A 20,985-nucleotide genomic window follows, 5' to 3' on the forward strand; every position below is an offset into this window, starting at 1 on the left:
CCATCATGTGATTTTTACGAGTTAATCCGTTCAAAGCATTGCGCTTAGGTCGTTTCACACTCAGTTAGTCCAAATTTAGTCCAAATGAATTTTGAGCGACAACTCAATCAAGCTAATGGCAGACTCAAAGCTGCTAATGTCGGCGTTGCGATCGAAGTGCGAGGTACGCGGCTATATTTACGTGCTAACCTACCTGCTAAGAAGCCTGTTTCAAACACAAAAAGCCACTACCAGCAGCGAATAACGCTGAGCGTTCGCGTTAATCCTGCTGGTATTTCTTTAGCAGAAATCGAAGCTCGTAAAGTTGGTGCGCTACTCGATGCGGGACAATTTTCCTGGCAACCGTACATCAAAACCTCACAAGCCACTTCACTACCAGTAGTACAAACGTTCTCAATTAGCGACTGGATTACACTATTTGAAACCGATTACTTCCACCGCCGCGCCCGAACTCCTAAATCAATAACAACTTGGGAAGGCGATTACTGGGAAGTCTTTCGTCGCTTGCCACAAAATGAAGCACTCACGCCCGAAATCATCACCGCTGCGATTCAAGCGACCGCACCGGATACCAAAAACCGCAAACGCCACTGTATGGCACTGCAAGCGCTCGCTAACTTCGCTCAGATTGAATACGACACAAAGCCGCTCGCAGGCAACTACAACCCGAAGCGCGTCCGACCGCGTGACTTACCCGATGACCAAACCATCACCGACTGGTACAACCGTATTAGCAACCCTGCGTGGCAATGGGCATACGGCATCATCGCCACATTCGGCATTCGCCCACACGAAGTCTTTCACCTCGATTCGCAAGCTCTCGTGGCTGGCTACTCATACATAGATATTTTGGACGGCAAAACAGGCGCAAGAAGAGTATGGGCGTACTACCCTGAATGGATTGACACCTTTAACCTTAGATCGCCGCTTGTACCCGCCGTAAATGGTAAAAACAACAGCGAATTAGGCGAACGCTGCACCCAATACTTCCGCCGCAATGCCGAGCTACCATTCAAGCCCTACGATCTACGCCACTGTTGGGCAATCCGCACGCTGCAATTTGGTTTAGATATCACACTAGCAGCCCAACAAATGGGGCATAGCGTCAAAACCCACACCGAGCTATATCACCACTGGATTACTGACCGCCATCATCAACGCGCCTTCGAGTCACTCACGCTCCGCAGCGATCGACCAGTTGCGCCAAAAGCTTCGTAGATTTGTAAAACGGTTCAAAAATCCAAAATCGAAAACGCGCTAAATGCTTATTTTATATAGTGTTTAGCGTATTTTTTTATTTAATCTCACGCGTGCGCGTATACGTATATACGTGTATAAATATATAATAAAAAAGAGCTAATATTCCCCTTATATATATTTCTATAATAAAAAACAAGATTAATCAAGCGCAGCGCAATATTTTTTAACACGCACTGCGCTTAAAAGTTGCTTCTCACCACAAAGAAGGCTCAAATACGAATTGGTGCTAGGATTCTAAACATACACACGATTCGATGTTAGCTATGGCAGATAAGCAGATATCGCCACGTTCATTAGAAAATCTCAAACTCGGTGCGCTAAAGCGCTATCAAGGTAAAGTACGCTGCAATTTCACCATTCTTCCTGAAACGCTCGAATGGCTAAAGCGCGGCGGCAACGCCAGTAGCCGCATCGATCAGTTAGTCGCCGCCGCCAAGCGCAAAGAACTTAAGCCATGACCGACGCCCACAATCGCTTCGATGAACTTTAAGCTTTCGTTTCACGCTCAAGAACAACTAGCAACCAGAGCATTGCCCTTATATCTAGTAGAGATGGTCCTTGAGAATCCACAGCAAATAGTTGAATCAGAGGGCGCAAAAGTTTATCAATCGCAGTTTGATTACAACGGGAAGATGCAATTATTGCGCGTGGTGGTAAATGATCAAGTTGATCCAATGGTTGTCGTCACAATCTACGTCACAAGTAAAATCGATAAATACTGGTCGAGAAAGTCATGAAAGCACACTACGATTCTGAAGTTGACGCACTAGCAATTAATTGGGGAAATAACTCAATCGCTGAAAGCGACGAAGTTGAGCCAGGCGTAATCCTTGACTATGATGCTCAGGGCAACGTAGTCGGAATCGAGATTCTCAATGCATCCAAGAAAATCAACAACCTTGGGAAGATCGCTACCGCTACATCAAAGTCTTAGTCTTTTGCGGCAGAAGAATGTAAACTCTTCTGCCGACGATAGTAAGTCGCGCGACTAATCCCCAGTGACTCGCACACCTCTGTAATCGGATCGTCAGATCCAGCAGCTAACTGCATCGCCGCCGCAATCTTCTTATCGCTATACTTCAATCGCCTACCGCCTTTTCTACCTCTAGCCCGCGCCGCCGCCAACCCTGCAAGCGTCCGCTCTCTGATAATCCCGCGCTCGAACTCTGCCAGAGCGCCAAAGATTGCAAACACCAATTTACCCGCGCTCGTCGTTGTGTCGATGCTTTCAGTCAAGCTGCGAAAGCCAATATCTCTACAGTTGAGGTCATCGACCGTATCAATTAGATGTTTTAAGTTACGTCCGAGCCGGTCCAGTCGCCACACAACCAAAGTATCGCCAGAGCGTAGATGACTAAGTGCATTTTGCAATCCAGGGCGATCGTATGAAGCGCCACTAGAGGTATCCGTAAAAAGGTGATCGCATCCCGCCTTATCAAGTGCGTCAATTTGTAGATCTAAATTCTGATCGAGTGAACTCACCCGTGCGTAACCAATTAACATTTAATGTCTCATAAACCTGCTTTACAGTCTTAGCAAGACACTGATAAAAAGACAAGATTTAAGACACTTAGAATAGCTTTTGATTGGCGTGGCTCTTAGAATTGTAAATCTGTCTTATTAACGGTCGTTTATAAAACTAGAATCTCAAATAGATTAGGCAGCGGTCGCACTTTTCAACTAAATCGAATATCTTAGATTAGAATCAAATAGACAATCGCCTTATGCCGATTAGTTCTGTTAACCGCGCTCGTTCAATTGTAATACCCCTAACTGTTAATTCTGGCAGTTCAATTATTCCTATTTACAGAAGTAGTGAATTAACTGTAGGTAGTGAGCTAATTCCAGATCACACAATTGTCAACTACAATTGCTTTTTCAAAAATCTTAAGGCGTTTGCTGAAATCAGTAGTCTACCAGAAGCAAGCTTACCTAATTTTAAGTTAGAGGATAGCGATACCGATAAACTCTACAAAGTCCTAGATGTTGAATGGAATTCACCACGCAAGCAAATGACTTTGTATATTTCACCAACTGGGAATAACCTTGATTGGTCAAAAGTTGGAAGCATATCAATGCTCAATCCATCGGGATATCCTTATCGGATTTATAACCTGATGGATCTGTTTACCGATAACTTAGCTTTAGAGCTTGGTGAAAATAGCGCTATCGGTATTGGAATTGATGATGTAGGTTATGGTTTACTTGAGACTATAGATAAAGTAACAATTCACGGTTCTTATGTCGAGGAAATATTTGTTCAATATACTGAGCCGCAGCCAATTGTTAATTTAACGGTTCCTGAAAGGCAACCAATTATCAACGTCAACATTACCAGCGCCCCGATCAATACTGGAGGTGGACAAGATGGAGGAAACGGATTATCTACTCTTATTGGCAATAATACTTTGGTTGGTAATGAATTTTTAATAGCTAATTAATAGGAGTGCTAATAATGGATTTTGATTTTGAATATTTAAAGATACCTGTATTTACTGGAATCAATGATAATCCAGTTGAGCCGACAGAAACTAAAGCAGGTAATGGTTCGCATCTCATACAAGTTATCAATAATCTTGTTGACGAAACCGTCGATGGCTTAAACAATTTACAATACGGGCTTGAGCATTTACTACCTCCAATCAATAACTGGAAGCTTATTTCTACTGAAGTTATTGATTACTATGCTCAACCTGGAGAAAAAATTGTGATTATTTCAACTGGCATTGATCAGAATGTAAATGTTTATTTACCTTCTAATCCCCCAGAAGGTACAGAAATATCCCTAATTAAAACCTCTGATAGTGACACTGTGCAGATTCAATATAACGGTAAATTCTGCAACGATTATCCATCTCAATTATTTCTTGCCGATCGGTATCGATTGGCTACAGTTATCTGGACAGGCGACTCGTTTGGCTGGATTCCTAATGTTAGGAACTACGGAATTGAGGAGGTTTACAGTGCTTCTTAATAATCCGTTTGACCGTCGTCAGGTTTATGAAAACGATCCAGATGGTTTTCTAATGCCTTACAAGCTTGCAAGTAAAACTGACTTGGAAGTAATGAACGAAAAGTATATGCGATTGCGTAAAGCTTCTTATGGTTGCATCGTGCGTTTAGGTATACCAGAAAAGAAAAGATAGTGGTTGTTCAAAGACGAATTAAGAAGTTTGTTTTAAATCAACTAGAAAAAAAGTTGAATGAGCAGGACGCTAAGAATGACATAATGCCTGGCTTGGCTCCAATTGGCGATACAGGCTTGTATAGAAGTTCACTAGAACCTGTTAGCCCGTTTGATTGTGCTAGATACCCTGATAGTCCTTATTGTGGCGGCTTCCCAATATCGCCATTTGCCTTTGAATTGCAGCCCGTTATTCACATAGACAGTTGCAATATTGGAATTCGTATAAATCAAACAGTAGGATTTATTAAATTTCCACCGCTTGCTTTAGTGTATAGATATCCTGAATGCCGGAAATTGCCACCGGAGCCGTTACCAGCATCAGATAATTATTCGATACCCGTCCGCATACCTCCTAATAATTGCGACGCAGCTAACGCGCCAACAGTTATCTTAGTATTTAGAGATAGTTATTTTGCTTATGAAAAAGTTGAAAATTATGATGGCAAAGGTAACTTTATAGAAGCTATATCAAATGGAACAGTAAGCCTTATTCGCTTTGATTATCCTGTTATACCTACAGAAACAAAACGAATTATTACAGCTACAGGATATATTGAAACCCCAGTATTTGGATATGTTACTTTAAGAGTTCAAAGCACATTTAAAGCTAACGCAAATTACGCTAGAGAAGTTTGGCGAGATTTTTCAGGGAATGGAATAGATAACTCTTCCGATAGAACAGAAACAATTAAAATAACTCATTACGAAGAATCTTATAATGTTTTTGGGACTGGAGTTGGCACAGGACGCTTGGGACTGATTTGGCGTAACTTATCAAGAGCAACAGAATATATCAATAGAAATAATATTGTTAATAGTAGTTTTACTCAGACTCGCATTGATCATAGAGGTGGATATTTTCTACCGGAATATATAGCAACGATAACAGAATCTGAAACCGAAAATTTTACAGTTTTAGTTAAATGCGGTCAGTATTCAAATTCAAATAGAAACAATCCCGCCCCACCTTTACAAGAGGAACCGTGTTGTATGAAGTGCTGTCCTCCTCATGATGATTCATTAGTAAAATTATTAATAAAAAAGATAGACAAATTATCAGAAATAGTAGGAGTTGATGATTACCCCGTTAAATTACCTAAATCATTAATTACTAAAACTGAAGGCTTTCCAGGAAATTTGATTCCAGATGGTGAAGATGAAATTGCATCATTGACGCGGTTGCAGACTTGGTATTTTGAACGCTTCGATGAAATTATGGGTCAATGGGAAATACCAATTGAAATCAAAGATAGCGATCCAAGTACACCAGGCGATCAGCCTAAAGGCGTAAAACTGCCAAATATGGCAGAAGCGATCGCCGAGATATTCACATTAAACTTTCAATCCTACATCAACACAGAAACTATCCTAAACATTGCCGTTCGTAACTTAATCGAAACAGGTACAGATAAACAACAGAATTTCGTTACTTATAAACTCCTACAGTCTCTAACAGACTGGGTAGGTTTCAAACAGAAAGACATCAAACTAGAAATGCCTTTAAGCTTCAATCCTGGGAAAACTAAATTTGACGAACTTCTGCAAGAAACTAAAGTGAAAGTTAATTGCGTAGAATTCGATGACAAATTCGGGTTAGAAGCAGATTTAATGCGCTTTCGAGAAGCAGCAGCAATTTTACAAGCAGTTTACAAAAGGCGACTTAACCCCAATGGAGATATCAAAGGGCAAATACTTAAATATTTGCTAGATACTTACAATGCGGTCAAAAAAGTAAACGAAAATGATGAAAGCTTTAGCGATTTTATCAATCGTGTTGAAAATGGCTTTACAGATATTCCTACCGTAGGAGATCCGACACAACCTTATGGTAGACCCTACGCACAGCGACCCAAAATTCGCGACCTCACTGATATAGACGAGCAAACCTAATGAGTCTTTCGATATCTCTTAATTCGCTTGCCTCCAGGGCTGCAAGAAAAGTTGCTGCTGGTAGCAGTGGCATTCGCAGAATAGCGCTCAACGCGACAGGGACAACGCAAGAAGACGATAACTCCGTAACCAGTGTTTACAATGCAATAGAAAGATTTGGTCAGTCTCTAATGCGCGGCACTCTGCAAGCGTTTGCTACACTTTTTCAAATCTCTTGGTCCGCGCTCTGGGGCCAGACGGTCAACGTAGGTTTGTTTTTGATTAATTTCAACTGGAATAGTACCGATCAACAGCTAGACCAACAAATCAAACAGGCAGAAATAGCCCTAGCAGCAGCCAGAGGATCGCTTGCAGGACAGTCATTAGGCTACGCGATTTGTGGATTAATCCCGACAGCAACAATCGCAGTATTTAACGAACCACTAGCCTTGTACATGATGAAAGAATTAGGGGAAGAAGCAGCAGACGATATAGCGGCTTCTTTAGCCAATATGATCAGGCTGCAATTAACTTTGCAAGTAAGACGCGGCTTTGCTGCGTTATTCAAAAACTACAGAACACTGCTACGTGGCGCGGCGATCGGGTTTGCTAATGTTCTTGTTGCCATGGGCATCCTAACGCAAGAATCAGTAGATAAAGCTAATAAAAATAGAAACGAACCTTGGTCTTTTGCTGGAGCGATGGAAGATTCAATTGATTCTATAAAAGATCCAGTCGAGCAAGCGTACGCAGAAGAATTCTGGGACGAGTTTCAAGATTCTTGCATTGAAGCAGGCTTCATCGTTGCTGGTGCGGCTGATTCTTACTTTGCAATGCAAAAAATGGCTAATCAATCAACATTAGGTGATTATGGCGTAGTCACCATTGAGCCTATTAGAGATAATGATGGCGTTGTTGATGTTAATGCTACGCCTTCATGAGCAATAAGATTGTTTTAGCTGGTAACAAAAACCTATTAAAAACCGCAATCACACAAATACTAGCAGTACATCAAATTATTGAACAAAAAGATTTTGGTGGCTCATCTGGCTACAGAGAATTAGAATCAATTCCTAGAAAAGGTAAGCCAAAAGTTACTTTATTCTTCTTAGAAGATACCAATTTTAATCAAGTAGGTACAAATCCGAATACTCCGCAAGGTAGACGAAGGACAGAAGGCGTTATTCGATTTCGCCTAATGGATGAAACAACGCAAACATTTTCTAAAACAAACGCAACAACATTAGGTAGACGAATCAAAGAAGTATTTGGAGTCAACGGCGGTTTTGTTTGGAATAAAGGCAAAACACTTTATAGCTATGGTGACTGGGAACTAGGCTATCAATTCCAACTGCTCTGCCGTACTAAAACTGAAGCCAAGCGCATCATAACCGCTGTTCTTTCTCTACAAAGTCATCCAATTGATTGGAAATTTCTGTTTGAGAACAAAAACGATCAAGAAGCCTTAGCTTATCCAGAAATTCCAGAACAGCAAGTTGTTATGGGCGAGTTAGTTGCCAAACCGCGTATTCGTCCTAATGTCGATGTTCGCTTTCAATATGCATATGTATCTTTGTCAGGCGTAAAAGATCCTATTCTTCTGTACGATCGGACAAACAAAAAGGCAGGTGCTTTAGTAAATTGATGACTAAAAATATTACGGAAGGGTTAAGGCTTCCGTAGTAATTTTAGTCTTGACAAGCCGCAAAAGCTTGCGCTAGCTTGGTTTTGCAATTAAAAGCTAATAAATGAAGGGCTAACATTGTGAGTAATGAGAACTTAGCTCAATCTTTCTTTTCTTATGTTATACGAGCTAGTAAAGCGACAAAAAAAGCAGGATTTGTTGAAGGCAACGTAACCTACTCGCGCGACCTAGTTAACAAAAGAATAACAGGTAGCTTTGTATTACCTTTAGAAGAAAGAATTAATGAAGAAACTGGCGAAGTAACTCATATAGTTGCTGATTCCTTACAAGTGCCAGTAACCGAAATTTCAGAATAAGAAAAATAGCAATACTTAAAAGAGGGATTTTAAGGTATGGCACGCGAAGCGCAGTTAGTACCTATGAATATAGGTAGCGGCAGAACAGTTTTTGTAAAAGTACCTGCAAAAGTCATCGATTATTTTGGAATGGAAGCGGCGGTTGTTGCAGGTACTACAACGCAAACTAATAGAGAAAGACGGGCACATACTAGAAAAAGGTATGTAAAAGATCAATTATCAGGAACTACCGAGGCTACGCCGGTCGCTGTTGGTGTAGCGCGATGGGTGGATGTAGGAGGACGTAGCAGAAGAGGCAGAGCGCAAGGAAAGCTTATTATTGTTCCTACTGAAATCCCGCACAATCCAAATGATTTAAGCAGAGGATATCGAATGGTTAGTTTGCGTGTACCTGGAAACGCAACTAATTATTCTATCGCAATGTGGATTAATACAACATTTACAACGCATAAGCCAGCCTATTTCCTAACACCGTCAAAACAGAAATATCCTGTTGCAGTTCCTAACGTAGCAGATCCTAATCCAGGTAATCGGGATGGAGTACCGACGGCTCCAGCAACACCTAATCCATAATGTCAGTTTGGGACTTATCTACTAGGGAGAATTGGGAGTTAATTTTAAGTGAAAGGCGGGTTGCTCAAAGAATCCCCAATTCTAGCTCGGCACAATACGAGTATAAATACATCCCGATTTCTCCCATATACACTAATCCTAATTCGCATACACTGCTTGTCGGCACATACAGTGAAACTGCTTTACCTTACTGGTTTTTAGGCGCTAGAGCATCGCAATATTTGTACGTTTCACCGAGCGACGACTATCGATTTATTAGCGGTGTTCAGGCATCCGACATAAAGCGCGTTGGGCTTAATCGACTAACGCTAATTAAGTTTGAGGATTACGGCGTTTTACCTTATGTATTGCAATTGGAGATTCCTTACTGGCTAGAAGATATTTATGTAGAAGTATGGGAGTATCAAGATATTATCACGACTGAAATTGAACAAAAATTGCTAGATATTGAATCGATACTTAGTGAAGTAACTGCTGATTTAGAAGATATAAAACGCAGATTGAATTAATAAAAATTATGCTCAATAATGTTGAATCGATAAAAACGGCAAGAGAATTGCTTCTACCATTCGACCGTGCTAGTAACCGTCGAGTAGTTTTAAACTCTAATACGTCTACGCAAGTAATGCCAACAAATTTAAATAGAGCTTACATGGTAATTACAAATACTACTAATGAGCCTGTTACTTTATTACTGGGTGAAGGCAATGCAGAACTAAATCGCGGCATTATTCTTACAGCGCGAGGTAGTAGTTTTGAAATAACGCAAAATAATTTGTTTGTAGGTAGAATTGCGGCTATTGCAGCTAGTGCCGCTGAAATTTCTGTTGTTGAATGTAGTTTTTAGTAAGTTAATATGCCCTTAAATAATCCTTCTATAATTTCTTCATCAACTAGTACAACAGTTACTCGCGCTACGATCGCAGTTCCTAGCGATATTACAGTTGCACAAATTCTTGTAGCAAATAACGCAGCACGCAAAGGATTAACCTTGTGGAATAACTCGACAGGTAATGTATTTATCGAGTTAGGCGCAGCACCGACAGCTTTAGCTTATAGCGTGCGATTAAGTCCTGGCGGATACTATGAATTGCCTTACCACTACACAGGAGAGATTCAAGGACTGTGGGACGCTGCGGGAGGAACAGGAGTATTAGTTAGAGAGTTTGTCTAATGCCTTTGTATTTACCTTCAGAGCCGATTGCTCAATCAGTCATTGTTTCAACGACTCCACCTAACAATCCAGTTATTAATCAAACACTGTGGTGGAATCCTGATGAACAGATGCAATGGTTCTGGAATGGCACTTATTGGTTAAGTACTATTCTTTACAGCCATAATTCCCCTCTTTTAACTTTGAATTCTACTAGTACATCACAAGTACCTTTTCAGTTTGCTGGGAATTACAACCTTTTCTTAGAAAGATTTAGAGTTGCAGGAAGGCTTGAGGCTGAGATAAGTCCTGGTTCTAGTGGAATTGACTCTAATATTAATTATTGGTCTTTTAATTTGAGAAATATTATAGGGGGAAGTGCATCATTTATAATACCTGGAACCGAATTTTCTATGCAGGGAAGAACTTATAATGGAAGTTTTAAAAATGTATTTTTAACATTGCACAACATAAACACACATCTTATTGCTGCTCCTAACGGAAATGACCCTGATAACAGCAATGAATTAGGGCGTGGAATAGCTTTCGGCTGGAATAAATTTGGCAGTGTGCCTAATATGGCAATAACTATGTTTACTGCTCAATGTCGTTTTGCTCGCCCCTATTTCTCATGAATAAATTAAGAATTTCTTATTCTATCTTAGGCAATCCTTGGCTCATTCATTACAATCGTGGTAGCGAGAATAACCCTATGTGGGCAACACTTCCTTTTAATCCATCGACTAAAAACTTTGAGCCACAATCGGAATTAGACCAAATATTATTAAACGAAATTCAAGCTTTACCCGAATGGGAAACGCTTGATTTAAGCGATCGCCCTCCATCGAACGATTCAACTGTAGCAGAGCCTAATTTTGCAGGGCTAGCAGCAGCAGTCAGAGATACACCAGTATTTGGTAAAGCTTATATGGCATCTAAGTCAAATTCAGATATACTGAGCGCTTTAAGCTTTTTTATGTCAGCACTTAATACAAATGTTTTTACAATTCAAGACCTAGAGTTTGCTTTAAAGGATTTGCAACGGGCGTTAGGAAGTATTTGGTCACAAGAAGATAGCGACTTTATTAATTTATCACTTCAAAATAATGGCTTTGGTTTCCAGATTTAATCTTTGTTTTTTAAGTGATTATCAATTAGTTTATTAATCAACTCGCGTTCAGCTTTTTCGCTTTCGCAAAATTCTTTCCACAGACCTTTAATTAGAAATACAGCAATTAATCCGAGAACCGACCATTCAAGTAATCCAGGTAGTGATTCAGGTGGATTAGTGATTGTATCGGGCTGATTAGGAACTTCAATAAGAGTACTCATTTTTTATAAATAGATTGATTTCTTATTCTTCAAGTATCCTCAACGCGCACAACTAATAGGCAAAATCAGCAACAAGTTTTTGATGAAAAGATTTGCTTTAATACGTAACAATACGAATGAGTACACTAGGTCAGTACAGGAATTGCTCTACTACTGGAATTGCAAGTTTTGATTTGCAGCTAATTCACCAGATACAGCGGATTGCACCAGGCGTGTTGCATCGCATTAATCATCCGCGCATTCAGTTTAAAAAAGCAGCGCATCCGTATTTACAAGCACCTGCGGCGATCGCACTGGTGAAGGCTGTAGAAAGCGCGCCTGGTGATAAACCGATTGAAATTGAAAGCTGCTACCGCACAATAGGTCAGCAGTTGATTTTATATAATCATTTCCTAAATAAGCGCTGCGGTATTCCTGCTGCTGCTCGCCCTGGCGATAGTAATCACAATGGCGCGTTAGCGATCGATGCACGCGATTACTTTTGGTGGCGACCTTATTTAGAGCGATTTGGTTGGGATTGGCTCGGCTCGTTCGACCCGCCGCACTTTGATTTCAAGGGCGCTGGAACTAAGGATATGCGCTGGTTATCAATCAAGGCATTCCAGCAACTTTACAATTTCAATAATCCTAAAGCGCGAATTGCTGAAGATGGTAAATGGGGAATTCAAACTCAATTAGCTTTGCAATCAGTGCCGGAAACTGGGTTTAAAAAAATTCCTGGAGTGGTGGACCCGCAGCGACCGCCAGAAGTCAACTTAGCAAGATTTTCGTCATTACGCGAGGGTATGAGTGGAAGCGCGGTGATTGTTTTGCAGCAACGGCTTAAAAAAGCAGGATTTGCAATCGAAGCCGATGGGAAGTTTGGACCCAAGACACTGGCGGCAGTGAAGGAATTTCAGAAAAAAAAAGAATTGGTAGCAGATGGTACTGTCGGGATTCAAACTTGGCAAGCTCTCTCTTAATCACTCGCCTAGTTCTTTGATGATCGTTTCCATTAACTTATCTAATTCTCCCAACCACTCACTTTTTAATGAAACTAAATTAAAACGACACTTGTATTTTAAGTGGTTGATTTCTAAAGCAATTCGCAAGCACTTTTGTTTGTTGCGTGTTGCTTTTTTGTATCTGGGTGAAGCAAAATCAAGATTAACTAGTGATGAGTAATAGCGCCACTCTAGAAGTGAGCTAGTCTCTCCTAGTTTAACCAACATTAATTCTGTTCTATTATTAATATTCAGCTTGCTATAAGAAGTGCGTAAAGATTTACTAACCGTTTTTTGGGAAACACCGATTAATTCTGCTATTTTGCGGTTTGAATATCCTCTAGCAACAAGCGTTGCTATCTTTTCTTCTTGTGAAGTTAGCTCCAGGCGACCGTCCTGGTCGCACTGCCAATTACTATTTGCCATCAATTCTTCAATCGCCTAGAATTATTAGCTCAATTCTTGAATAATTACATTAATAATTTCGTCTAATTCCCGTTGCCATTCGCGCTTTGAGCTAATCCATACACTATCGCAGCGAAATTTTAGTTTGTAGATAGCGTTAACAATGCGCAATCGCTTTTGTTTGTAAAATAACTCATCCCTGTATTGAACTGGTGCCGAATTAATATCGATTAAAGAAGATTTGTAGGTAACTTTTCCTAATCTGGGTTGTTTTTCTAAATAAAGCCGTAGTTCGCCTTTATTTCTAACACCAAATTTCCGATAAATTCTTCCTAAGTGATAGTGAACGTTAGGCACTGAGTAACTCATTTCGCTGGCAATTTCAGCAGCAGTATAGCGAGCATAAATCAGACGCGCTATTCTTTTTTCTGCTGAGGATAATGCTGCTAGAGTTTCTTCCATAAACATTAGTCATAGTCGAAGTTTTCGGATATATATTCTACTAGTTTTTTATCTGATAATTTATTGAGTTTTTCGTAAGCACGGCGGCGCAGTTCTGTTGCCCAGTCGGTTGCTGCAACGCCAGTATATCGGGCGAGTTCTTTGCAGGCAATAGCGAATGCTATGGCTATCCAGATTGTTGTATAGGAGGCTTTGAGTTTATTCATACAAATAGCGTCCAGCGGTCGTCAATTACGCACCAGCCGTACGTTTCTAGACGAATCTTATCAAAGGTTGATATTTTATCTTTAATAGTGCTGCAATTTCCAAAATGGATTACATCGATGTGTGCTGATAATTCCGCATTCGGATCGTATCCACGAATCACAGCTATTCCTGTCATGAGTCGATCTATTTTGGTGATTTTCATTTGAAGGCGATCGCCTTTTTCAAAACTTATGGCTATAATAACGGCGGATCGCGCTTGTAAACCCTAGTGAATAACGGTTGGGACAAACAACGAGCGATCCGTACAACAGCTTTCCACACTCTCCTTTTTACTCAGGCATGAACAAACCCCCGCTAATCAGTGGGGGTTTTTATGTCAAAAATCGTCACTCTCATCAAAATCTCTGCTCCTTTTTATAGCCACCCATAATTCCCCTTCACCTCGGCACTCGTCACATTCAACACCATCAATGTTTAGATCTATGTCCCACGGGTTAATTAGGAGCCTGCCGTGTCCGCCACACATAGGGCAGTCGAACAACTCAAAATCATAGGCAAGATGGTCTGCTTCGTTGATTTGGTTTAGGCGAAATATTTTTGTGTTTGAATTACTCATTTTGAAGATTGTAGTTATTTTGCGACTTTAAATCGCTTAATATCGCGTGCCGATGTCGCAGATGATGACGGGAATTAGCGCTCCTTTCTGGACGATGATTTTGATCATTATTCAACCTCGTTTAATCGCTCTATCAGATTATCAGCCACTAATACAGCCAAATCTGGGATGTCGTAACCAGCCATGATGGATTCAACTAACTCTTTTGGAGTCCGTCCCATTACGAAGGGATTAGATAGCAATCCTTGAAGCGCCAGCGCTGCAAATAACTCGCGCTTCGTCAAACCGATTTCTGACATCGTTAAATTACCGTCGCCATCCAGATAAGGGAAGGCACTCTCGTTTCCTGAAGTGGTCTTTTTAGTAAACATTGCTACTCCTGTACTGAAAAAGTTTTATTTGCAATTAAAAGGCTTGTTGACAGGTCTATATCAGACTGATGTACAAAAAAAGGGCGAAAAAGCTAAAATCCTCGACAGTCTCGACAGTTGGCTGAAACCTATACACAGAGGGAGTTTTGCTGTCGAGAATGCCCTCGACAGTTGCTCGACAGTCTCGACGTTTTTTACATTGCTTAACATTTAGATCCTCCAAATGACCAAAGTTCGTTACTCACAATGAAGTTTTGTAAAAAGCGTCGAGGATTTTCAAACTGTCGAGGGATTCTCGACAGTTTCTCGACACCTCCTAAGCCTTGTCAGACAAGCAATACAGGCAAACTGTCGAGACTGTCGAGGATTTTAGCTTTTTGCCTCTTTTTTTGCACAGAAGCAAAGACGACTTAATGACTGCTCACATTTTCCATACCCCATTTTTTCTAGTGTTAGAAAGTGATTTCTGATATCAGTAGGACTAGCATTACGCAAACTCCAAACAAATCGCTTAATATCGCGTGCCGATACTGAACCAACTTGACGCGACCTTTCGACGATCGCCGCCAGGTGTGGGGCTAGCTCGTGGTTTTCGGCAGTGACGGCGGTCGAGCGAATGCGCTTGGCTTGGTTGATGAAGAATCTGACGAGCTTACCCGCTTGTTTGACGTGTTTCTGATGAATTTCCTTACTAATGACGCCTTCGGGTTGGTCTAGCACTTCGTCGATGACGTGGAGGTTAAGCGCTAGTCGTCCGATTGTGCCTTCCATCTTTGAGTAGAGTGCTTGCATTCCAGGGTCGGAACTAGTGCAGCGCAGGTGTTCGAGGCGGTCGTAATAGTTGGCATAGAGGTCAAATGCTGCATCGCTGAGGTAGTAGGTCATTCGTGGCAGTGCGTCAACCTTGCGGTAGAGCGGATTGAGTAGCTCGGTGTTGATGTTGTATCTGGTTCGTTGACCGCGTAGCGAACTCTTTTGCTGCGGTTGTGCCACAAACAGAAATCGCGCCCATAAACCGTCAGGGTCAGAACCATCTTGCAACAGCTGTCGTAGCAATTCGGGCTGAATCGCACCGAGGATCGATAGCTGTGTTTGTGTTGTGCGGCTGGCGAAACCTTCGGCGCGAAGTTCCTTGCTACCGCTACCGTCGTAGAAGCTCAAGAAATCCTGACGCTCGGTGCTTTTACCAAAGCGATCAAACTTGAACATCGCGGAAAGTTCGTCGCGGAAGTAAAGTAAGCCGCGTTCTGGATGTTTAGCAAACTGACGGTGGATACCAGCGGGTGTGAGGTCGCTTAAGTAATAGTCAATCGGGTCTGGCTGCTGCGGTTCGCCGTTAGGAAAGCGATCGTTGCGTTCTTCTTGGGTACAAGCTCTGTAGTCTTCAAGCTCGGCTTCGTATTTGGCTTTGAGTGCCTCGTTTACCGCGCGTTCGAGCGCGTCTAAGGGCTTTTTAACCAAGGTGCGTAGAATCGGTGATTTCTTCTGTCCCGAATCAGCAACGATTCCGCAGTAAAGAATTGGTGGCACGGTAAACTGCATTTCTTCTTCAATCACTAACTCAGTGCCTACCTTATGGCAGCTGCTGATGCCTGCGAGTAGTGCCAGCAGTAATACTTCGGGGCGCAAGCTCATGAGTTGGGCTTGACGCGTGAGGGGATTTGCAAGTGGTAAGGGTAAGAATTCTTTGAGGTCGAGTGTTTGATCGGCGATCGTCAGCAGTTGATCGAGGTCGGTTTTAAGCTGCTTTTGGTTTTCAGGGTCAATTTCTTCTAGCTCGGTGATGCGCGTGTAGTAGAGGTTGCGAATATCTAGTGTGGTTCGCCGTGTCTCTTGCGCTATATGTAGTAGTTCGATGTCGAGTTCGGTTTTACCGAGTGGTTTGTCGATGAGTTGGTCAATCTTTTCAATCAGTTCTTTTGGCGGTGTGGCGATCGTAATCCGGTGGTAGCCTAGCTTGCCTTGGCGGTCTACGGGTAAATCAATCTGTTCTAGTGGCGGTGGCGGCTGATTGGAAAAGAGACTATCGAGTTGGTAATTGAGGCGGGTCTGCTCGTCAAAGAGCGCGATGAATTCTTCGTGTAATTCGTCGTTGAGAACGTGGCTCGGACCTATTTCTTTAAGTCGTGCAGCAATTTCTGCTAATCGACGCTCGATCTCTGCTGGCGTACGATAATAGGAATCGTAAGCATCAGACATATTATTACCTTTTGAGCGCAGCTACTTCACCCCGCTGAAGTCCAGTAGCTGCGCTATTTTCTACTGTGTTCAATCACCTTCTTATTTGGTAGATTGAAGGTGCAGCGGTTTGTAGCTACTGTGTGACGGTTGTGCAGTGATTTAAATCACGACAGCGGTTACGTTGTAAAACTGTTGCAAATAAGAAAACCAGCCCATGCGTCGATCTCTCAAATCTCTTGCTGGTGCTGGTTTTCGGTTTCTTACCTCCCTATCTAATCGTATTGAGAACATCGGTACTATCGAGAATTTACTGAAATTCTCTGACTAATGGATACAACAGTTTACGGGAACTAGCGGCGACGATCTCTGATGAGGTCGTCGATTGCTTTTTCCCAGTACCAATTTTCCGGTCTTCCAGGCTCAAGCTCTCGAAGTCCTTCAACTAGTCTTAATGCTGTTGCTCGATCCATCGTCATCGAGAATAATTGCTTTTGCAGCCGCCGATCTGCGCCTTTGTGGTGCAGTCGCACTGGCTGCTTTTTGTTGTTGGATCGTCGGCGCGACGATCGCGGTCTTTGATATGTTTGTACTAACGGTTGCACCACGGGGCGCAAAACTCGTATAGCCGCAATTGATATGCCCACTGCACTTAATGCCACAATTGACAGGCAGAGGGCTAGCAGTAGCTCCATTATCCTTTGATGAGTCTCTAATTGCGTTTGAACTCATCAAAGATGCGAGGGTCTACCTGAGAAATACAAGGGTAAATCCTCGCATTTTGGTCAATCAGTCTGATTCGTCATCTGGTACTCCTTCTACATCAAGTTTCATCGCTTTGGCAAGCGTTTTTAGGGATACTCCTAGTTCGCGGGCTAGAGCGATGGCATTGTCAAATCTGGGTATTTTCTTACCAGTCTCCCAATCTCCAACTGTCCGAAGGCTCAAATCCAGTCGCCTACCGAGCTTTTCCTGGCTAAGTCCAGTTCTCTCTCGAAGTAACTTCAAAGTCAAATCACCTTCTTGGTCGCTTTCTTGCATAATACCATACTTTTATATCCACACAATAGTTGACATTTATTTCAGATCACACTAAAGTGTGAGCAGATAGACAACACAAAAGGACAGGCACTTCGTATTAGGAATTCCCTTTACAAATACCTGCCCTTGTAATTAGTTTCGCATCCAGATGTACAGCTTGTAAGTCGTAGTGTCGCCTAGCTATCTGGTGTTAGAAAAAACTTTACACTATAGGTCATCAATATGGATCTTACACAAGTAAAGCGTGAATTAGCTAATAGCAGGATTCACGACCATCTTTGCGGTGCAATAAATCACCTCACTGATGCTGCTTTAATAGCAGAAACTAGCCCTGACTATGACATCGAAGATATAGCGATGCTGCTCGATATGATCAAAACCATTAGCGCTATTGGTCGTGACTTTCCACGTATCAGATCCAAAGCTGATAACTAATACTTAAAATCCACGTATATACATGAGTAGCGCTCTCGTGTATATACGTGGTAGAATCAACACACATAGACCGCATGAATAATAACATATTTCGTGATGCCGTGCGAGACGATAACGGTAAATTCTCAGTAGCCTATGACGCGCCTAAAACCCTTAGATCTATTAGGCTTACCGATACTGCATGGCAGAGTTTAGGCGAACTTGCCGATACTCTCAATACCTCACGAACTGACATTATCGAGCAGTGGGCAAGAGATAAAGAAACACCACAAGAAATCATTCTCAAAGCTATCAATCAATTTATCGAAGATAAACGGCAAGAATACGGTAGTAATCCCGCACAAAAGGGAGAATTCAAGTATAGTCGCTCGTGGGATTACCTATTGCAATTTAAGTCGCTGATTGAAAATGCCCCGTGGGAATTACTAGAAGAGAACCAAGAACTATGAGTACAAATACAAGCAAGCTTTACGATACAGATTACGGGCTATGGTTAGCAAGCCAAATTGATAGTCTCAAAAGTCATCAATGGGACAATTTAGACATTGATAATCTGATTGAGGAATTAGAGGGATTGAACCGCAGTAATAAGCGTGAATTAGAAAGTTATTTAGTTGTAATTCTCACGCATTTACTCAAGTGGGAGTATCAACCTAACTCTCGTAGTGGGAGTTGGAATGGTTCAATTTTTAATGGTAGAAAACGCATTGCTCGACTATTGAAAGAACAACCAAGCCTCAAAACGTATATACCGGAAATCTTGCAAGCTGCTTATGTTGACGGTGTTGAAATAGCTCGCCGTGAAACCGGACTGCCATCTGACACTTTCCCTACGGAGTGTCCTTATTCGATCAGTCAAATTCTTAACCTTGAGTTTCTCCCTGGCGACGAGGAGCTACCCTACTAACCTTGTATATACACGATGATTTAGTCCAAGTTTAGTCCAAAGGGTTTTGGCAGACGCTGAAACCCTTGTTTTTGCGTATAGGACAAGAGGACTGAAAATCCTCGTGTCGTAGAAATCCCTTTTATTGCAGGGACTAAATTGAAACGAAACAAATGTCAACTGTCCACTGTCAATTGTTCACTGTAAGTAGAAATCTCTTTCACTATGGTAAGAACTGTTGCAAACAGCTATGTAATTGAAGAGACTGCATTGAAACTTTACTCGAGTATTAACTGTGATTCTAACTCTTGAGTTGTATTCACCTCTTTGACTAGATGTTCTTCAGTAGTGAAAGGCTCAAAGGCTGCTTGCTGCGTTTCTAGTAAATCTATAGTTGCATCTGCAATATCACCCGTGCGTGAAGACAAGCGATCGCGTAGTACCTCGACTGGTGCTGTACAGTGGATAATTTGTAGTGGTAATTGTTGCGCTTGTGCAGATGCGATCGCTTCATGGCGCAGGGAAATGCGATCGTACTTCGCGTCTAAAATCACCGTATAACCTTGAGTTGCCAACATCAAACCCAAATCTAACAACCGCGCATAGGTTTTTTGCGTCATCTCGGTTGTATAAATTTCATCTCCACCGCGTTCTAATAAGGGAATTCCTGCTAAATGCTTGCGCACGGCATCCGAACGAATGTGAATTGCTTTGGTGTTACGCGCTAACTGGCGTGCGACAGTACTTTTACCCGAACCAGATAACCCTGACATCAAAATCAGTTTACCTTGACGTGGTTTTGTATATTCCCACGCTAATTTGTAGTAAGCCGCAGCGGTTTTTGCAGCTTCTTGTTTGACTGTTTCTGGTACGCCAGGATCGTCAAGTAAGAAAGAATTGACCTTAGCACGCACATAAGATTGACGGCTGAGATACAATGGTAATACCTGCAAACCTTCCCAATCACCTGTTTGCTCAATGTAAGTATTTAAGTACGCATTGCCTAAATCTGGACGCTGCAACATCTCTAGTTCCATGACGGCATAGGCAATATCAAACATGACATCGACAAAGCGAAATGGTTCGTTAAACTCAATGCAATCAAACAGCAAAATTTTGTCATGCCATAAACAAATGTTGCGTAAGTGCAGATCGCCATGACACTCGCGAATCCAGTCATTGGCAATTCGATCGGTAAATAATTGCTGACGCTGCGCAAAAAAGTTGTCTGTATATTTTTTCGTTTCTTCAAACTGCGATCGCGTTTGGGGACCACCAATATACTTTACAGTTTGGTCATAATTTTCATCAATTGATTGGCGTACTTGCTCAACTTCACCAAACTTGCGAATATAATCATTTGTAGCCGTTTGCGCGTGGTATTGTGCGACAATGCGTCCTAGTTCTTCCATACGAGCTTCATCAAGTTCGCCCCGCTCAAACATCGAGAGAAATAGTGCCTCTTGGGGAAATTGTCGCATTTTCAGCACGTACTCAACAGGCTCTCCCATACCACCAAGATGATACCGCTCTTGTTGTGTAATGGGCAAAACTTCTAGATAAATTTCCCCTGCACCTCTTTGATTCAACCGCAACTCTTCCTGACAAAAATGCTGTCGCAGTTCTAACGTTGAGTAGTTCAAAAAACCGAAATTCACAGGCTTTTTGAGTTTGTAGGCGTAATCACCTGTGAGTAGCACATAAGATACATGAGTTTGAATTAGTTCGATTGGTTCTTTTACCGGATGCGGATAAAACTCCGGTTGCATCATTTGTTGAATTAAAGCAGGAAGTAAAGTATTAGATGCCATTTTAAGTTTTAGGTTTTAGATTTTTGTTTAAGCTTACTAGTAGAAACCGCAGCGATACAGGTGAAAGGATAATTGAGAAGATTTAATGATGTGGTATTTGCTCTCTAAATTCCTACAAGTAGGGAACTTCAACTTTAGAAAGCCTCAGGATTGAAAAGCCAAATTCGCACTTAGGGGTTTATTCTGTTGTAGGAACTAGCGGCGAGCAAGGGGAT

The 20,985-nt window shown here is 41.8% G+C and carries 31 protein-coding genes; 21 read left to right on the plus strand and 10 right to left on the minus strand.

All coding sequences use genetic code 11. From position 1 onward, the window contains the following. Nucleotides 1-84: 84 nt before the first annotated feature. The 4 genes from GLO7428_RS15405 (at nucleotide 85) to GLO7428_RS15420 (ending at nucleotide 2,194) form a co-directional block, all read left to right on the plus strand. The gene (locus tag GLO7428_RS15405) at nucleotides 85-1,218 is read left to right on the plus strand and encodes a tyrosine-type recombinase/integrase (protein WP_015189495.1); all 1,134 of its coding nucleotides are present in this window, start codon (nucleotides 85-87) and stop codon (nucleotides 1,216-1,218) included. A gap of 305 nt (nucleotides 1,219-1,523) precedes the next feature. Beyond that, on the plus strand, nucleotides 1,524-1,718 hold the full coding sequence (locus GLO7428_RS15410; protein ID WP_155823743.1) for a hypothetical protein: 195 nt from the start codon (nucleotides 1,524-1,526) through the stop codon (nucleotides 1,716-1,718). A 21-nt stretch (nucleotides 1,719-1,739) separates the two neighbouring features. Next, nucleotides 1,740-1,997, plus strand: coding sequence for a DUF4258 domain-containing protein (locus GLO7428_RS15415; protein ID WP_015189497.1), 258 nt, complete (start codon nucleotides 1,740-1,742; stop codon nucleotides 1,995-1,997). After that, complete coding sequence (locus tag GLO7428_RS15420; protein ID WP_015189498.1) at nucleotides 1,994-2,194, plus strand: DUF2283 domain-containing protein; 201 nt, start codon at nucleotides 1,994-1,996, stop codon at nucleotides 2,192-2,194. The genes GLO7428_RS15415 and GLO7428_RS15420 overlap by 4 nt, the downstream gene beginning before the upstream one ends. On the opposite strand, the gene GLO7428_RS15425 is transcribed toward GLO7428_RS15420, so the two are convergent. Beyond that, a complete protein-coding gene (locus GLO7428_RS15425; protein WP_015189499.1) occupies nucleotides 2,191-2,763 on the minus strand; it encodes a recombinase family protein in 573 nt (190 codons plus the stop codon). The genes GLO7428_RS15420 and GLO7428_RS15425 overlap by 4 nt on opposite strands. A 221-nt stretch (nucleotides 2,764-2,984) precedes the next feature. On the opposite strand from GLO7428_RS15425, the gene GLO7428_RS15430 reads away from it, so the two are divergent. From GLO7428_RS15430 to GLO7428_RS15490, 13 genes are all read left to right on the plus strand, one after another. Then, entirely contained in the window at nucleotides 2,985-3,701 is a 717-nt protein-coding gene (locus GLO7428_RS15430; protein ID WP_015189500.1) for a hypothetical protein, read from the plus strand. Between the two features lie 14 nt (nucleotides 3,702-3,715). Further along, nucleotides 3,716-4,234, plus strand: a complete 519-nt coding sequence (locus tag GLO7428_RS15435) for a hypothetical protein (RefSeq protein ID WP_015189501.1) — start codon at nucleotides 3,716-3,718, stop codon at nucleotides 4,232-4,234. Next, nucleotides 4,224-4,406 (plus strand): hypothetical protein, encoded by a 183-nt coding sequence (locus GLO7428_RS15440; protein WP_015189502.1) that lies wholly within the window; start codon nucleotides 4,224-4,226, stop codon nucleotides 4,404-4,406. Before GLO7428_RS15435 ends, GLO7428_RS15440 begins: the two co-directional genes overlap by 11 nt. Then, a complete protein-coding gene (locus GLO7428_RS15445; RefSeq protein ID WP_155823746.1) occupies nucleotides 4,406-6,337 on the plus strand; it encodes a hypothetical protein in 1,932 nt (643 codons plus the stop codon). Before GLO7428_RS15440 ends, GLO7428_RS15445 begins: the two co-directional genes overlap by 1 nt. Beyond that, nucleotides 6,337-7,257 (plus strand): hypothetical protein, encoded by a 921-nt coding sequence (locus GLO7428_RS15450; protein WP_015189504.1) that lies wholly within the window; start codon nucleotides 6,337-6,339, stop codon nucleotides 7,255-7,257. The genes GLO7428_RS15445 and GLO7428_RS15450 overlap by 1 nt, the downstream gene beginning before the upstream one ends. Next, nucleotides 7,254-7,961 (plus strand): hypothetical protein, encoded by a 708-nt coding sequence (locus tag GLO7428_RS15455; RefSeq protein WP_015189505.1) that lies wholly within the window; start codon nucleotides 7,254-7,256, stop codon nucleotides 7,959-7,961. The genes GLO7428_RS15450 and GLO7428_RS15455 overlap by 4 nt, the downstream gene beginning before the upstream one ends. A 119-nt stretch (nucleotides 7,962-8,080) precedes the next feature. Beyond that, nucleotides 8,081-8,317 (plus strand): hypothetical protein, encoded by a 237-nt coding sequence (locus GLO7428_RS15460; RefSeq protein ID WP_015189506.1) that lies wholly within the window; start codon nucleotides 8,081-8,083, stop codon nucleotides 8,315-8,317. Nucleotides 8,318-8,353: 36 nt separating this feature from the next. Continuing rightward, entirely contained in the window at nucleotides 8,354-8,890 is a 537-nt protein-coding gene (locus tag GLO7428_RS15465; RefSeq protein ID WP_015189507.1) for a hypothetical protein, read from the plus strand. Beyond that, nucleotides 8,890-9,399, plus strand: a complete 510-nt coding sequence (locus tag GLO7428_RS15470) for a hypothetical protein (RefSeq protein WP_015189508.1) — start codon at nucleotides 8,890-8,892, stop codon at nucleotides 9,397-9,399. The genes GLO7428_RS15465 and GLO7428_RS15470 overlap by 1 nt, the downstream gene beginning before the upstream one ends. 8 nt (nucleotides 9,400-9,407) lie before the next feature. After that, entirely contained in the window at nucleotides 9,408-9,737 is a 330-nt protein-coding gene (locus GLO7428_RS15475; protein WP_015189509.1) for a hypothetical protein, read from the plus strand. 9 nt (nucleotides 9,738-9,746) lie between these two features. Next, complete coding sequence (locus tag GLO7428_RS15480; RefSeq protein ID WP_015189510.1) at nucleotides 9,747-10,064, plus strand: hypothetical protein; 318 nt, start codon at nucleotides 9,747-9,749, stop codon at nucleotides 10,062-10,064. After that, entirely contained in the window at nucleotides 10,064-10,678 is a 615-nt protein-coding gene (locus GLO7428_RS15485) for a hypothetical protein (RefSeq protein WP_015189511.1), read from the plus strand. The genes GLO7428_RS15480 and GLO7428_RS15485 overlap by 1 nt, the downstream gene beginning before the upstream one ends. Beyond that, entirely contained in the window at nucleotides 10,675-11,172 is a 498-nt protein-coding gene (locus GLO7428_RS15490; RefSeq protein ID WP_015189512.1) for a hypothetical protein, read from the plus strand. Before GLO7428_RS15485 ends, GLO7428_RS15490 begins: the two co-directional genes overlap by 4 nt. Here the strand turns inward: GLO7428_RS15490 and GLO7428_RS15495 are convergent. Further along, nucleotides 11,169-11,375 carry a hypothetical protein gene (locus GLO7428_RS15495; protein WP_015189513.1) on the minus strand — a complete coding sequence of 69 codons (207 nt, stop codon included), beginning with the start codon at nucleotides 11,373-11,375 and terminating at the stop codon, nucleotides 11,169-11,171. The genes GLO7428_RS15490 and GLO7428_RS15495 overlap by 4 nt on opposite strands. Before the next feature lie 116 nt (nucleotides 11,376-11,491). Between GLO7428_RS15495 and GLO7428_RS29085 the strand changes: the two genes are divergently transcribed. After that, on the plus strand, nucleotides 11,492-12,337 hold the full coding sequence (locus GLO7428_RS29085; RefSeq protein WP_015189514.1) for a peptidoglycan-binding protein: 846 nt from the start codon (nucleotides 11,492-11,494) through the stop codon (nucleotides 12,335-12,337). On the opposite strand, the gene GLO7428_RS15505 is transcribed toward GLO7428_RS29085, so the two are convergent. The 7 genes from GLO7428_RS15505 to GLO7428_RS15550 form a co-directional block, all read right to left on the minus strand. Continuing rightward, complete coding sequence (locus GLO7428_RS15505; protein WP_015189515.1) at nucleotides 12,338-12,784, minus strand: response regulator transcription factor; 447 nt, start codon at nucleotides 12,782-12,784, stop codon at nucleotides 12,338-12,340. A 24-nt stretch (nucleotides 12,785-12,808) separates the two neighbouring features. Beyond that, nucleotides 12,809-13,225 carry a helix-turn-helix transcriptional regulator gene (locus GLO7428_RS15510; protein WP_196797377.1) on the minus strand — a complete coding sequence of 139 codons (417 nt, stop codon included), beginning with the start codon at nucleotides 13,223-13,225 and terminating at the stop codon, nucleotides 12,809-12,811. A 5-nt stretch (nucleotides 13,226-13,230) separates the two neighbouring features. Next, the gene (locus GLO7428_RS15515) at nucleotides 13,231-13,431 is read right to left on the minus strand and encodes a hypothetical protein (RefSeq protein ID WP_015189517.1); all 201 of its coding nucleotides are present in this window, start codon (nucleotides 13,429-13,431) and stop codon (nucleotides 13,231-13,233) included. Between the two features lie 724 nt (nucleotides 13,432-14,155). Beyond that, nucleotides 14,156-14,419, minus strand: a complete 264-nt coding sequence (locus tag GLO7428_RS15530) for a hypothetical protein (RefSeq protein WP_015189520.1) — start codon at nucleotides 14,417-14,419, stop codon at nucleotides 14,156-14,158. 369 nt (nucleotides 14,420-14,788) lie between these two features. Continuing rightward, nucleotides 14,789-16,618 (minus strand): DUF3987 domain-containing protein, encoded by a 1,830-nt coding sequence (locus GLO7428_RS15540; protein WP_015189521.1) that lies wholly within the window; start codon nucleotides 16,616-16,618, stop codon nucleotides 14,789-14,791. A 332-nt stretch (nucleotides 16,619-16,950) separates the two neighbouring features. Beyond that, nucleotides 16,951-17,244 carry a hypothetical protein gene (locus GLO7428_RS15545; RefSeq protein WP_155823749.1) on the minus strand — a complete coding sequence of 98 codons (294 nt, stop codon included), beginning with the start codon at nucleotides 17,242-17,244 and terminating at the stop codon, nucleotides 16,951-16,953. Between the two features lie 142 nt (nucleotides 17,245-17,386). Beyond that, entirely contained in the window at nucleotides 17,387-17,638 is a 252-nt protein-coding gene (locus tag GLO7428_RS15550) for a helix-turn-helix transcriptional regulator (RefSeq protein ID WP_015189523.1), read from the minus strand. Nucleotides 17,639-17,860: 222 nt separating this feature from the next. Here GLO7428_RS15550 and GLO7428_RS15555 point away from each other — a divergent pair, with 222 nt between their 5' ends. The 3 genes from GLO7428_RS15555 (at nucleotide 17,861) to GLO7428_RS15565 (ending at nucleotide 18,980) form a co-directional block, all read left to right on the plus strand. Beyond that, nucleotides 17,861-18,073, plus strand: a complete 213-nt coding sequence (locus GLO7428_RS15555; RefSeq protein WP_015189524.1) for a hypothetical protein — start codon at nucleotides 17,861-17,863, stop codon at nucleotides 18,071-18,073. Nucleotides 18,074-18,147: 74 nt separating this feature from the next. Then, the gene (locus GLO7428_RS15560) at nucleotides 18,148-18,522 is read left to right on the plus strand and encodes a hypothetical protein (protein ID WP_015189525.1); all 375 of its coding nucleotides are present in this window, start codon (nucleotides 18,148-18,150) and stop codon (nucleotides 18,520-18,522) included. After that, complete coding sequence (locus tag GLO7428_RS15565; RefSeq protein WP_015189526.1) at nucleotides 18,519-18,980, plus strand: DUF29 domain-containing protein; 462 nt, start codon at nucleotides 18,519-18,521, stop codon at nucleotides 18,978-18,980. Before GLO7428_RS15560 ends, GLO7428_RS15565 begins: the two co-directional genes overlap by 4 nt. Before the next feature lie 257 nt (nucleotides 18,981-19,237). Here the strand turns inward: GLO7428_RS15565 and GLO7428_RS15570 are convergent, their stop codons facing one another. Next, entirely contained in the window at nucleotides 19,238-20,770 is a 1,533-nt protein-coding gene (locus GLO7428_RS15570) for an AAA family ATPase (protein WP_015189527.1), read from the minus strand. Nucleotides 20,771-20,985 lie beyond the last annotated feature (215 nt).

Source organism: Gloeocapsa sp. PCC 7428, assembly GCF_000317555.1.
GTDB lineage: Bacteria > Cyanobacteriota > Cyanobacteriia > Cyanobacteriales > Chroococcidiopsidaceae > Chroogloeocystis.

Coding starts and splice junctions, on each gene's coding strand:
- GLO7428_RS15455 (WP_015189505.1), top strand. CDS start 7,254: ATGAGCAATAAGATTGTTTTAGCTGGTAACAAAAACCTATTAAAAACC.
- GLO7428_RS15550 (WP_015189523.1), bottom strand. CDS start 17,638: ATGCAAGAAAGCGACCAAGAAGGTGATTTGACTTTGAAGTTACTTCGA.
- GLO7428_RS15495 (WP_015189513.1), bottom strand. CDS start 11,375: ATGAGTACTCTTATTGAAGTTCCTAATCAGCCCGATACAATCACTAAT.
- GLO7428_RS15475 (WP_015189509.1), top strand. CDS start 9,408: ATGCTCAATAATGTTGAATCGATAAAAACGGCAAGAGAATTGCTTCTA.
- GLO7428_RS15560 (WP_015189525.1), top strand. CDS start 18,148: ATGAATAATAACATATTTCGTGATGCCGTGCGAGACGATAACGGTAAA.
- GLO7428_RS15430 (WP_015189500.1), top strand. CDS start 2,985: ATGCCGATTAGTTCTGTTAACCGCGCTCGTTCAATTGTAATACCCCTA.
- GLO7428_RS15505 (WP_015189515.1), bottom strand. CDS start 12,784: ATGGCAAATAGTAATTGGCAGTGCGACCAGGACGGTCGCCTGGAGCTA.
- GLO7428_RS15480 (WP_015189510.1), top strand. CDS start 9,747: ATGCCCTTAAATAATCCTTCTATAATTTCTTCATCAACTAGTACAACA.
- GLO7428_RS15425 (WP_015189499.1), bottom strand. CDS start 2,763: ATGTTAATTGGTTACGCACGGGTGAGTTCACTCGATCAGAATTTAGAT.
- GLO7428_RS15420 (WP_015189498.1), top strand. CDS start 1,994: ATGAAAGCACACTACGATTCTGAAGTTGACGCACTAGCAATTAATTGG.
- GLO7428_RS15515 (WP_015189517.1), bottom strand. CDS start 13,431: ATGAATAAACTCAAAGCCTCCTATACAACAATCTGGATAGCCATAGCA.
- GLO7428_RS15485 (WP_015189511.1), top strand. CDS start 10,064: ATGCCTTTGTATTTACCTTCAGAGCCGATTGCTCAATCAGTCATTGTT.
- GLO7428_RS15435 (WP_015189501.1), top strand. CDS start 3,716: ATGGATTTTGATTTTGAATATTTAAAGATACCTGTATTTACTGGAATC.
- GLO7428_RS15415 (WP_015189497.1), top strand. CDS start 1,740: ATGAACTTTAAGCTTTCGTTTCACGCTCAAGAACAACTAGCAACCAGA.
- GLO7428_RS29085 (WP_015189514.1), top strand. CDS start 11,492: ATGAGTACACTAGGTCAGTACAGGAATTGCTCTACTACTGGAATTGCA.
- GLO7428_RS15555 (WP_015189524.1), top strand. CDS start 17,861: ATGGATCTTACACAAGTAAAGCGTGAATTAGCTAATAGCAGGATTCAC.
- GLO7428_RS15570 (WP_015189527.1), bottom strand. CDS start 20,770: ATGGCATCTAATACTTTACTTCCTGCTTTAATTCAACAAATGATGCAA.
- GLO7428_RS15565 (WP_015189526.1), top strand. CDS start 18,519: ATGAGTACAAATACAAGCAAGCTTTACGATACAGATTACGGGCTATGG.
- GLO7428_RS15540 (WP_015189521.1), bottom strand. CDS start 16,618: ATGTCTGATGCTTACGATTCCTATTATCGTACGCCAGCAGAGATCGAG.
- GLO7428_RS15530 (WP_015189520.1), bottom strand. CDS start 14,419: ATGTTTACTAAAAAGACCACTTCAGGAAACGAGAGTGCCTTCCCTTAT.
- GLO7428_RS15465 (WP_015189507.1), top strand. CDS start 8,354: ATGGCACGCGAAGCGCAGTTAGTACCTATGAATATAGGTAGCGGCAGA.
- GLO7428_RS15410 (WP_155823743.1), top strand. CDS start 1,524: ATGGCAGATAAGCAGATATCGCCACGTTCATTAGAAAATCTCAAACTC.
- GLO7428_RS15510 (WP_196797377.1), bottom strand. CDS start 13,225: ATGGAAGAAACTCTAGCAGCATTATCCTCAGCAGAAAAAAGAATAGCG.
- GLO7428_RS15405 (WP_015189495.1), top strand. CDS start 85: ATGAATTTTGAGCGACAACTCAATCAAGCTAATGGCAGACTCAAAGCT.
- GLO7428_RS15470 (WP_015189508.1), top strand. CDS start 8,890: ATGTCAGTTTGGGACTTATCTACTAGGGAGAATTGGGAGTTAATTTTA.
- GLO7428_RS15490 (WP_015189512.1), top strand. CDS start 10,675: ATGAATAAATTAAGAATTTCTTATTCTATCTTAGGCAATCCTTGGCTC.
- GLO7428_RS15450 (WP_015189504.1), top strand. CDS start 6,337: ATGAGTCTTTCGATATCTCTTAATTCGCTTGCCTCCAGGGCTGCAAGA.